The organism is Nitrosomonas sp. Nm132 (assembly GCF_900100485.1).
GTDB lineage: Bacteria > Pseudomonadota > Gammaproteobacteria > Burkholderiales > Nitrosomonadaceae > Nitrosomonas.
This window is the reverse complement of the sequence record NZ_FNDH01000102.1, coordinates 1-2,589: the sequence shown is the minus strand read 5'-3', so window position 1 is coordinate 2,589 and position 2,589 is coordinate 1. Positions and strand designations below refer to the sequence as shown.

Here is a 2,589-nt window from a genome sequence, read left to right as displayed (position 1 = left end):
GCCTCACTGCGGAAAAAACAAACTCGTCTTCAAAAAGCTAAAATGTAACAATAACACTGAAATTAGTGGCGTCATACTCATACTCGCCATCAAATTCACTGTCTCCTGCCTGCTTTCACTTCCGCGATCATGCTTCGTAAGCATCCGCAGGTGAGATTAAAAATTCAATCGCGGAATTTGGGTTATGAATTTACTGGACAGTACATTATAATTCTGATATTAAACATATGGTCATTCTGGATACGAATGGCCAAAGAGTTGTCGTATATTTAAATATAATAATTCATCATATTTGTTTATATAGGAGATTAAGAAAATGAAATCTGCATTCTTGGTAGCTATACTTACGGCGCTGACACTGACTGCTTGTGGTGATCCTAAACCGGCACAGTATCCACCTAGCGCCTCAATGGAGCGTGAGTCAATGCCTGATAAAGCAGACGAAACAAAAAAATAATAAAACTATATAGAATGATCAGGATTTTAAAACCGCTCTCAGTAGGGCGGTTTTTTTTTAAGCTATGTCTGCATTAATCGTTGAAACTGATTTTCTCGTCCGAGAGCGGCTTGAAGTCCAACGATCGGCGAGTTGTGCTCGCCCCAGCGTTCCAACTATCTTCGCCAGCCCAGATAATTTTCCAGGTACTTGGTCGCGCCCCCATGAAATCTTCCCATCCATTGTTTGAGTCGGCTGTCGCAGACATTAACGTTCTGAATATGGTAAAACGCCGGCAGCGGACCCGAATGCCAGCAGCGAGGTTGACGGGACGATGGGTAATTCCGAGGCTATGAACCACAGACCGATAGACGGCAGCGCCATCGCTACAGAAAATGGCATCTTTCGCCAGAATAGCCTGCAAAGGGGGTTTGATTGTCTTCTTATCAATCGCCGTCAATTTGAAATTCGCTGTTGCGCCAGAACGGTCGCGCACTACCAACACCGGCACCTGGTCTTTGCCCGTGCTGCGTGCATGGATTTGCTTGCCGCGTTCACGCGGCGGACGGTCCAGGTGGCGGTTGACCTTTGCAGGAAGAGGGAAAGAAGGTTCCATCCGCCTCGACGATCCCTTGCAAGCGGTTGGCTTTAGTGGCCACCGGCAAAACTAAGAACCGATGGTGCCAGCGAAAACTGGTATTTTTGTCGATCCCGCGTGGCGTAGCGCTCGCCCGCACGGTCAAGCCTTCAATCAACGCCGCGCTGTAATTCAGCCACTGTTCCTTATACCGCAGACGGATCAAAAGGGTTCCCGATACAGCCGTGAACGTGTGCTTGCACGCGCGACAACGAAAGTGCTGCAACCCCGCTTGGTACCCCCAGCGATAGGGGCGGCTCGCCTGGCAAGCCGGGTAACTCGGCTCAAAAAAATCCTCAAGCCACTTCACGACCGCAGCTTGCGGCGCTACCTCGCCCAGGCAATGCCTGGCCTGCTCTTTTTGGCTCCGGCTAAGCTGCGATATTTTTTTCAACCATTCCTGAAAATCAGAGGCTTTCATGACTATGCTCTCCAGTCTTGATGTTCCAATCTATTGGACAAAGAAGTATTTTCAACGTTTAGCGTGAAAGAACCCATGCTGAGGGCGAGCGCAATTTTGACCGGTAAAGGCCATATAATGATGAGTCGTAATCAGGTTCTAGCTTGTTTGATGAAGCCGAACTTTGTTAAGGCCTTGATCCAGCGCGGGGCATTGCATTGGACAGAAAGTGCTTCATAATCGGTGGTCGAATCCAGGTAGTGTTCGTGCCGTTTGAGCATGAAGAAGAGAATGCGTAGTATTTTGTGGCCGATCGCCACCATCGCGCGCTTATAGCCGCACAGGATGATGAGAGACTGGAACTTGGATTTGAATACCGACCTGGTTCAGCTGGCGGCATGAGCGAACTCGCAGAGTAGCCGGCGGACATAGGGGTTGCTCTTGCGGACACGCCCAGATTTGCGTTTTCCGGCGGATTCATGGTTGCCAGGACATATGTCGGCCCGGGAAGCGAGTCGATTCGCTGTTCCGAAGACATCCATGTCGGTACCAATTTCGACCAGTATCACAACACATAAACAACAAAACATTGTTATACTGAGGCACATCCACCCTGCCGCGAGGAGTTGATCATGCGCCAGACCGAATGGCATCTCACCGACGAGGATCGCCAATTGATTGAATCGTACCGTGCGAAGGGATTGCACTCGGCGCGGGAGGTTAATCGAGCCCATATTCTTGCTGCGCTGGATCGTGGCATTCCCGAATCCCAAATCATGGCGGTTCTCGGCATCGGGCGAACCGCCATCTGGCGCACGCGTAGCGCATATCTGGAGGGTGGCCGGGATATGCTCTGCACGACGTGGCGAGGCCAGGCAAGCCGCCCCGGTACGGCGCGGACGTCGAAGCGCAGGTTTCTGCTCTAGCATCAGACCACCTGATCCCGACGATTTTAAGATGACCCCAATTTAAAGATCAGACGAAGTCCAGATCGAGGAAAGAAGGTTTCAGTAGCATTGAACTCCTCGCAAAGCTTAGCGATGACCTCATCAGTATGTGCGCGTGCGCTGTGGTGCAAACGGATGGTTAAGGTTTTGTTTGAGTAGTCGGGCAAGA

General features: G+C 50.6%; 2 protein-coding genes and 2 pseudogenes. 2 read left to right on the top strand and 2 right to left on the bottom strand.

The genetic code is table 11. The annotated features are described in order from the left end of the window. Positions 1 to 316 precede the first annotated feature (316 nt). Positions 317 to 457 carry a hypothetical protein gene (locus tag BLP80_RS15815; protein WP_176754399.1) on the top strand — a complete coding sequence of 47 codons (141 nt, stop codon included), beginning with the start codon at positions 317 to 319 and terminating at the stop codon, positions 455 to 457. 62 nt (positions 458 to 519) lie between these two features. Here the strand turns inward: BLP80_RS15815 and BLP80_RS14745 are convergent. After that, a pseudogene (locus BLP80_RS14745) lies at positions 520 to 1,494 on the bottom strand (IS1595 family transposase). 131 nt (positions 1,495 to 1,625) lie between these two features. Further along, a pseudogene (locus BLP80_RS14740) lies at positions 1,626 to 2,042 on the bottom strand (transposase); the annotation flags it as partial. Between the two features lie 63 nt (positions 2,043 to 2,105). On the opposite strand from BLP80_RS14740, the gene BLP80_RS16755 reads away from it, so the two are divergent. Continuing rightward, positions 2,106 to 2,399: a helix-turn-helix domain-containing protein gene (locus tag BLP80_RS16755; protein WP_090544485.1), complete on the top strand. Its 294-nt coding sequence runs from the start codon at positions 2,106 to 2,108 to the stop codon at positions 2,397 to 2,399. Positions 2,400 to 2,589: the final 190 nt, after the last annotated feature.